This window comes from Thiolapillus sp. (assembly GCF_048562965.1).
In the GTDB taxonomy this organism is placed as follows: Bacteria; Pseudomonadota; Gammaproteobacteria; order Chromatiales; family Chromatiaceae; genus Thiolapillus; species Thiolapillus brandeum_A.
The window spans coordinates 1-8,102 of sequence record NZ_JBHNMF010000118.1 but is presented as its reverse complement, the minus strand read 5'-3'; the positions used below and the strand labels follow the sequence as shown (position 1 = coordinate 8,102).

The following is an 8,102-nucleotide window of genomic DNA, read 5'->3' as shown; positions in this document are numbered from 1 at the left end:
CCTTCGGTGGCATCAGACATGTCCATCGATTTCTCCTATGTCGTGAAATTCCAGGAGAAAGTCTGCACAGGGTCAGGTGGGGAAAACAGGTGTGGATTCTTGGGCGCTTACATTCCAAAATGAGTTGAAGACTCGTGTATGAATAGTGAATTAAAGCGCGGACACTTGGGACGCTTAAGTCAACACTTTCAATAGAGATCATTAGCCCGCGGCCCAATGTTTCACATGCCAGCATGTTATTGCCATGCTGTATCAATAGAACAGGCTCTATATTATTGTTTTATGAACGTTTAAGCGTACTTCTTGTGCGGATATTGTTTCCTTGAATTTCATCAAGAGGTCAGGCGGCAAATTCCATGAAATATCTTTATCCTGTCATGCAGGAATACGTTACTGACCCGGATCAGAATATTGGCCAGTTTCCTTTTTTCGTACAGCACGGGGAGCAAGAAATCCTGCTGGTTCTGCATGAAAACGGCACTATTGACCTTCTGGAAGAGGGCTATGAACTTCCCAACGGCAGTTTTTCCCAGGATGTCGATGGATTGATTGCAGTTCATGCACCGGAACCACTGGCAGCCTGCGCTTCGTGCAGGTATTGCCAGGTACTCAATGGCACACAGTAGCGTCGCACTAATTGGAGCATCGGTGCCAACATTCGGCCTGCAGTGTTCTGCAGGCAACTCGAAAACGTCAGAAACTCTCGTTGGAACCCCCCGTCATGAGGAAGCCTACGGTTGCGGTCAAAAATCCTGATCCTTTCTGTCCAATGAAACCCGAAGAAACAATGGAAGGCACAATTTGGGCACAGTCAAGGCACAGAGCAAAAACGAGGGCTTTTTGGAGCTTTGAGGCTAACGGTCAGATGACGTGATGACCTCAACCTGGAAAACGGGGCCGCCACCCCTTGATGGTTTCAGTCCAGGCCCGAAAGACATGAACGCAAGCTATTGATAATAATACAAATGGCCCGCCCGAGAGGATTCGAACCTCTGACCTCTGCCTCCGGAGGGCAGCGCTCTATCCAGCTGAGCCACGGGCGGAAAGGGGAATTATAGCCGATATTGTCGACTTCCCTATCCCGATTGCTTTTCCGGGGTGCGAAGCATAGCAGATTGCGCTATCTTCAAAAAGAATTCTCTGCTGTGGGGAAAATACCGATATGACTCAAACCTGCGTCTACCTGGGACCGGAACTCGCCCGCTATGGATTTGGGGACGAACACCCGTTCGGCACCGACCGCATGGGCGCCTTCCAGGAGGAATTTGAACGGCGCGGCCTGGATAAGCATTGCCAGGTGCTGCCGCCGATGAAAGGCGATCCCGAACTGCTGGCGCTCTTTCATGCGCCAGACTACCTGCAGTTACTTGCCGAGCGCTCCAAAAGCGGTGAAGGCTACCTGGATGGCGGCGACACGCCTGCCTTTCGTGGCGTGTTCGAAGCTTCCCTGACAGTTGCCGGCACTGTCTGCGATGCTGCAGACCGGCTGATAGCCGGTGAATGCGCCCGCGCCTTCGTACCCATTGCCGGCCTGCATCATGCCCGACGTGACGGTGCAGCCGGCTTTTGCGCAGTGAATGATTGCGGCATTGTCATCGAGTACCTGAAGAAACAGCATCACCTCACGCGCATCGCTTACGTGGATATCGACGCCCACCACGGCGATGGCGTGTTCTATGCTTTCGAGGAGGATGCTGCAGTGATCTTCGTGGACTTCCACGAGGACGGTCGCTACCTCTATCCCGGCACCGGTGCCGCCACGGAAACCGGCAGGGGTGCTGCAAAAGGCCGCAAGCTGAATATTCCCCTGCCACCGGAAGCGGATGATGTACTTTTTACCCGGCTTTGGCCTGCGGCAGAACACTTTCTGAAATCATTTGATATCGAGTTCTGCATCCTGCAGGCGGGGGCCGACAGCATTGGCGGAGACCCCATCACCCATCTGAACCTGTCACCCCGGACCCATGCTGCGGTGGCCCGTGCGCTTTCCAGCCTGCCCTGTCAGCGATTGCTGGTACTCCGTGGCGGCGGCTACAACCGTCACAACCTGGCGCAGGCCTGGAACGATGTCGTGCAGGCGTTGTCAGCCTGACTTTCGCCAGCACAGGATACGGTTGTTCGCGGGCATGGCGATATCATCCTGCAGGTGCATGCCGACCTGCCCCGCCAGCTCATCCAGGGACTCGAAGTCCCGGACACCACTCAGGGGATCCCGCGCTTTCAGCCAGCCGTCAAAACGACGGTTGCTGTCACTGGTGTATCTTCCATTGTAGTTGAACGGTCCATACAGCAGGAACACCCCCCCGTCGGGCAGCAGTTTGCCGATGCCTTCCATCATGGCCTCGACCTGTGGCCAGGCCATGATGTGCGCCGTGTTGGCGGAGAACACAGCGTCTGTTTCGATGGCGGGCCAGGGCTGCCGGGTAACGTCAAGTTCCAGCGGCGCCTTCAGGTTTGCCAGGCCCGCCTCAGCACACCAGAGCCGTATGCCGGGCAGATTCTCACCGCGATCGCTGGGCTGCCAGTGCAGATGCGGCAGGTGCGTGGAAAAATAAACGGCGTGCTGCCCGGTGCCACTGCCGATTTCCAGCACAGTCGAAGCAGCGACCAGCAAGGGACGCAACTGCTCCAGGATGGGATCGCGGTTCTGATCACAGGATTCGGCATAAGGTTTCATGAATTGTCCTTCCGGTAGGCTGTCTGCTGTTGCAATTGGCGGATATATTCACCGATGCTGCGTCGTTCCATCTGGGCGAAACGCCGTATGGGTTTGACAAAGCCAGCTTCGGCCACCCAGTGCGCCGATGCGGTTTTCACGGGGTTGAATCCCCGTGCCACCTTGTGTTCCCCCTGAGCACCGGGTTCAAAAACCTGCAGACCGTTTTCGATGCAGTACTCGATGCCCTGATAATAACAGGCTTCAAAATGCAGGCTGTCGATCTCCTCCGTACAGCCCCAGTGCCGGCCGTACAATCGGGTGTCGCTGGCGAACATCAGCGCACCGGCGATGCTTCTGCCTTCGAAATCCGCCAGCACCAGCAGCACCTGGTCCGGCATGGCGCGAGCCACCGCCTGGAAAAAATCCTGGTTGAAGGTGGCCATGCCCCATTTTTCGTCGAACAGGCGATTGTAGAAACGGGTGAAGTCTGCCCAGTCCTGTTCACTGGCGGTATGACCGTTCAGGCGGCGCAGTGTCACGCCAGCCTCTGCTACCCGGCGGCGCTCCCGGCGGATGTTCTTGCGTTTCCTCGCCGACAGGCCGGACAGAAAATCATCGAAAGCAGCATATCCCCGGTTTTGCCAGTGAAACTGGCAATCGTTGCGTATTACCAGCCCGTGAGCCTCCAGAAACGCCAGGTCAGCTGTTTCCGGGAAAAGCCAGTGCACCCCGCTGCCGCCGTATTCGGTGACCAGTTCCCGGGCAGTATGCAGGAACATATTACGGCATGCTTCTTCCATGCCGGGCTGTATCAGCATGCGGGCACCGGCGGCAGGGGTATAGGGAATGGCGGAAACCAGCTTGGGAAAATAGCTCAGGCCAACGCGTTGCCAGGCTTCCTCCCAGGCATGATCGAACACGAACTCACCATAGGAATTGAGCTTACGGTACAGGGGCATGGCAGCCACCAGCCGGTCCTGGCGGTACAGGGCCAGGTGCATGGGAAGCCAGCCGAAGTGCTCACCCACGCAACCATGGGTTTCCATGGCGGCGAGAAATTCATGCTTCAGGAAGGGATGATTTTCCGTTACCAGCGCGTTCCATTCGGCAGCATTGATTTCGTTCAGTCCGGCATGAACACGAACAACAAGATCCCGGTCAGTCATTCCCCGCGGCGGACTTCAGCGCAGCAGCGATGATCTCTCCCAGTTGCGCCAGCGCCTGGCTCTGGGCCTCGACCTGCGCCTCGTGGCTGTCATCAGCCGCACGGGTTTCGATATGAGAGCGCTTCACCTGCAACAGCCTGTCGGGATGCTTGCGGAACAGCTGCCACTGGGCATCCAGCACGATCAGATTGTCCGGCGCCGCGTCGAAGCGGTTGATATCCACCAGCACCTGGTAATCCAGATCCAGGGACGAACTCCAGGGGTAGGGAAGCACGCCTTCGGAGCCGAGTATCCGTGCAAGGTCTTCTGCCAGCACGGTGGTGATATTCTTGCCGTGATCGCCTGCCCAGCGGTGGAATTCGTCCATCTTCAGGCTCACGTCACTGTTTCTGCGCACAATCTGGCTGCGATCCAGGTAGTCCGCGAGATTCACCGGTCCCACACCCAGCAGCAGGCCGGGCTGAACCGGCTGCGCAGCCTGCGCCCTGGCACTGAGCACATAGAAACTGGAGGAAGGCGACTGGTAGGCGCAACCGCCCAGCAGCATGACAAGCAAGGGAAGCAGTATTTTCATGGCAGGAATTGTAGCATCTACTCGGGCTGCAGCTTCACTTCCAGAGGCCCCCGAACGTCCAGGTGCACGTCCTGCTGCGGGAAGGGAATCTCCATGCCGGCCTCACGGAACTTGCGGTTGATGGCATGGTGCAGCTCACTCAGGGTGGCAATGCGGTAATCGACGGAATCGATCACGCAGCGCAGTTCCAGCAACAGTGCACTGTCACCGAAGCTCTGGAAATAGACGAAAGGCCGGGGTTCGTCGAGTACCAGCTGATGTTCCGCGGCCGCTTCCAGCATGAGCTTTTCCGCCAGTTCCACGTCAGCCCCATAGGGGATGCCCACCGCCAGCTTCAGTCGCGTGGTCTGGTCAGAAAGCGACCAGTTGAGCAGCCGCCCGGTAATGAACTCCTTGTTCGGCACCAGCAGTTCCTTGCGGTCCCGGGTCAGTATGGTGGTCGCCCGGATCTGAATACGCGTCACCGTGCCGTCACTGTCACCCACGGTCACGAAATCCCCCACACGGATGGGACGCTCGAACAGGATGATCAGGCCGCTGATGAAGTTCGCCACGATTTCCTGCAGGCCGAAACCGATGCCTACGCCGAGAGCCGCCACCAGCCACTGGATCTGGCTCCAGCTGCCACCGACAGCCTGGAAGACCAGCACCATGCCGGTGGCTGCGATGAGGTATCCCGTCAGGGTGCGCATGGCATAGCGGCTTCCGGAAGACAGGTTGAAATACTGCAGTAAAACGATTTCCAGCAGGGCGGGCAGGTTCCGCGATGCCACCAGCGTGGTGACTGCAATGGCAACCACCAGCAGCAGATTGCCCAATGTGACTGGCACCCTGGTCTCCACGCCGTTCACCATCGCCGTATGCTGCCACAGCGGTATGGTATCCAGCACCACCAGGGCAGGAAGCGATTCGGACCAGATCAGCCACAGCCCCACAACTGCGGCGATGAGGATGGCCGCGTTGAGCAGCTTGCGGCTCGCCTTGCTCAGGGTTACGAGGTCGACCTTGGGCTCCTTGAACTCCACCTCCTTCTCGCCTTCCGGCGCATGTTCGTCGGGCTTGTTCTCGGCCATGGCCTTGTATCTTTCCACTGCAGCCTGATAGGCGATACGCCGCCGGCTGAGCAGCAGCCAGTGCTCGGCCAGTTGCTGCAGCACCAGTCCTGCCGCCAGCCAGAGCGTGTTGATCACCTGGTTGAGCAGCGTGGCCGACGTATACACATAGCCCATCAGGGACAGGATCACCAGTAACACGGGTATTACTACCGCCAGGGAAAACCACAGCCAGCGTGATTTGCGAAGAAAGCTGTCGGGATGCTGCTTCAGGTAACTGGCGATCACGCCCTTTTTCGCATGGAAAACCAGGTACACGAAAAAGCTCTGCGACAGAGCGGCAGCCATGAAGGAAAACTTCAGCAGGATTCCAGCCAACCCGCTGCTTTCCACATTCACCAGAACAATGGTGAGCATGGAAGCGGGAATGAAGGTCGCCAAGAGGAAATTGATGGCCTTGCGCAAGCGCTGGATACTGGCCAGTCGCCAGCGGAAATGCGCCTCTAGGACACCGCGGCGACAGGCCAGCGCCCGCAGCAGCAACAGAGAATACACAGGCTTCGCGGCCCAGTACATCGCCTCTGCCAACGCATCGGCATACGGCGAGACCACCGTTCCCTGCTTCAGCTGCCAGGCCAGGAGCAGCATCAGCAGCACCGGTGCAACCGGTAACAGCATGCTGTAGAAAAGTGCTTTCAGTGTGGCAGAAAAGTTACCGCCCGCAGGCTTGCCCACTGCCTCACTCGCACGGATCAGTGCTGAGCGGACGTGCCTGCGCAGCCAGAAAGCCGCCAGCACCAGCGCCAGCATCAGGTGGAAAAGGTAGGCATTGGGTAGCTGTGCCACAAAGTTTCTGCCCACCTCATACCAGGCATTCGGGTTCAGCAGCGTCTGCAACTCGCCGGGGATCTTTTTCAGGTCATCCAGCCCGATCACCGTAGTGTTTCTCACCCAAAGCAGGTGTTCGGCCAGAAAACCATCATAAGCGCCAAGAATGTCCTGCACGCGCCGCAGCATGACTTCCTGCTCACTCAATGCGCGCAGATAAGCTTCATCCGTGGCTACCAGCTTCTCCAGCAACTGGCGTTTACGCTCGAGCAACTGTTTCAGGTGTGGAAGCAGCTCAGACCGCTGTGCTTCAGGCACATCCTTGAGCAGGATCTCCGGATCCGGTTCCAGCGCATTCTCGCGGCGAAGCAATTCCCTGTAGCGGATCTGGCGCAAGCCGGTTTCGGTGACATGCTTCCTCAGACGCGCTTCCTGTTTTTTGTACTTGCGGGGATCCGGCAGATTCTTGCGGTGTTCAAGCAGCACCTGCCCCAGCGCCTCACGCAAACCTGCTATTTCCACCTTTCGCTGGGTGCTGCGATATTCTGCCTCCATGCGCTGCGCCTGATTGCGCAGATCATTGTCACGCTTGCTGGCTTTTTCCAGAGCCTGGGTGGTTTCCTTGAGCTCTTTTCCCAGTCGGGCGTTTTCCGCAGCAATGCCCTTGAGTGCCGGATATTTCTCGGTGATATCCTGCTCCTTCTCAGCCTCCACCTTGCTGACCTGTTCGACTTCTTTCTTGCGGCGCTGATTGACAAGATCTTCGAGCACACTCACCTGCCGGCCTGCCAGTGCTGCTTCCGCTTCTGCCTGCTCCAGCTGCGCCTTGCTCAGTGCCAGGCGCGCCGGGTGGGACAGCATCTCCTGCTCCAGCATGGCAACCTGGTTCTTGAGTGCCAGCATACGCGCCTGATCGCGCCGGTATTGAGCCAGGGCTAGCGAATCAACAGGCAATGCCTGGGTCGAGAGACTGTCGCGCAATTCATCCAGTTGCTTGTTGGATGCTTCCAGCTGTTTGCGTGCCGCATCCGGGCGGTTGGCTTCCAGGGAAACCAGGTGCGCAAGCTCAGCCACCCGCGCCTCCTTGGCCGCCTGAGTGGCTTTTTCCGTCTCCAGCAGCTGTTCCAGCTCTTCCAGGGATTTGTTCTTGTACTGGCTGGCCCTGGGAAGCTTTTTTTCCGAAATCTCGCGCAGACTCTCTCGAATACCTTTTGCCTTCAGCGGCGCGCTGGTACGGGAGGCAATAAACTGCCGCGTCGAACTCTTGTAGCGGTCGGCCTGGGACAGCCAGTCCTTCGCTTCATCATAGATGGAGGAGATCGCCTTCAGCTGCTCTGCCGACACGCCTTCCTTCGCCTGCACATTGGCCAGTTCGGAATTCAGCAGCGAGGCGTTGACGCCCGCGACATGATCTTCCGATGTCGCATCACCCGCAGCAGCCAGCCCCAGAGAAATACATGACAGAAGCATTGCCACTAGAATCCGCCAGCTTGTATTGCGCATAAATGTTTCTTCCCAGGAAAAGAGCCAGGCTAAAGGTTATTAACCCGGCAACCAAATATATCGTCCTCAGCCACCCTGACTGCGTTGGTGGCAAGGCATCAACGCGTCGCTGTAGCCATTCTACAGCAAGTGTTGATAACGCAGTCCACCAGCGCAGTCAGGGTGGCCTTTCATTTTATTATCAATTCGTTAGGTGCTTCAAACAGGACGCGTATCTGTGTTGCGGCTTTTGACAAGGGCTTGCCATTGCCTGCAAGCCGCGCCTTGATACGCGTCCTGTTTGAAGCACTGAGGGCGACATATTTGGTCGCCGGGTTAAT

General features: G+C 57.5%; 6 protein-coding genes and 1 tRNA gene. 2 read left to right on the top strand and 5 right to left on the bottom strand.

Annotation, left to right across the window (positions count from 1 at the left end):
* The first annotated feature begins 356 nt into the window (after window positions 1-356).
* Window positions 357-626 (top strand): hypothetical protein, encoded by a 270-nt coding sequence (locus tag ACOCD2_RS08335; RefSeq protein WP_293648843.1) that lies wholly within the window; start codon window positions 357-359, stop codon window positions 624-626.
* A gap of 340 nt (window positions 627-966) precedes the next feature.
* On the opposite strand, the gene ACOCD2_RS08330 is transcribed toward ACOCD2_RS08335, so the two are convergent.
* Window positions 967-1,043 (bottom strand) — tRNA-Arg (locus ACOCD2_RS08330).
* 119 nt (window positions 1,044-1,162) lie between these two features.
* Between ACOCD2_RS08330 and ACOCD2_RS08325 the strand changes: the two genes are divergently transcribed.
* On the top strand, window positions 1,163-2,092 hold the full coding sequence (locus ACOCD2_RS08325; RefSeq protein WP_293648846.1) for an acetoin utilization protein AcuC: 930 nt from the start codon (window positions 1,163-1,165) through the stop codon (window positions 2,090-2,092).
* Here the strand turns inward: ACOCD2_RS08325 and ACOCD2_RS08320 are convergent.
* Genes ACOCD2_RS08320 through ACOCD2_RS08305 form a run of 4 tightly spaced genes read right to left on the bottom strand, consistent with a single transcriptional unit; the run spans window position 2,084 to window position 7,782 of the window.
* The gene (locus ACOCD2_RS08320) at window positions 2,084-2,677 is read right to left on the bottom strand and encodes a DUF938 domain-containing protein (protein ID WP_293648849.1); all 594 of its coding nucleotides are present in this window, start codon (window positions 2,675-2,677) and stop codon (window positions 2,084-2,086) included. The two genes, ACOCD2_RS08325 and ACOCD2_RS08320, sit on opposite strands and share 9 nt — an antisense overlap.
* Window positions 2,674-3,825 (bottom strand): GNAT family N-acetyltransferase, encoded by a 1,152-nt coding sequence (locus ACOCD2_RS08315; protein ID WP_293652493.1) that lies wholly within the window; start codon window positions 3,823-3,825, stop codon window positions 2,674-2,676. Before ACOCD2_RS08315 ends, ACOCD2_RS08320 begins: the two co-directional genes overlap by 4 nt.
* Window positions 3,818-4,399: a PqiC family protein gene (locus ACOCD2_RS08310; protein ID WP_293646946.1), complete on the bottom strand. Its 582-nt coding sequence runs from the start codon at window positions 4,397-4,399 to the stop codon at window positions 3,818-3,820. The genes ACOCD2_RS08315 and ACOCD2_RS08310 overlap by 8 nt, the downstream gene beginning before the upstream one ends.
* A 17-nt stretch (window positions 4,400-4,416) precedes the next feature.
* Window positions 4,417-7,782 (bottom strand): mechanosensitive ion channel domain-containing protein, encoded by a 3,366-nt coding sequence (locus ACOCD2_RS08305; RefSeq protein WP_293646944.1) that lies wholly within the window; start codon window positions 7,780-7,782, stop codon window positions 4,417-4,419.
* Between the last annotated feature and the right edge of the window lie 320 nt (window positions 7,783-8,102).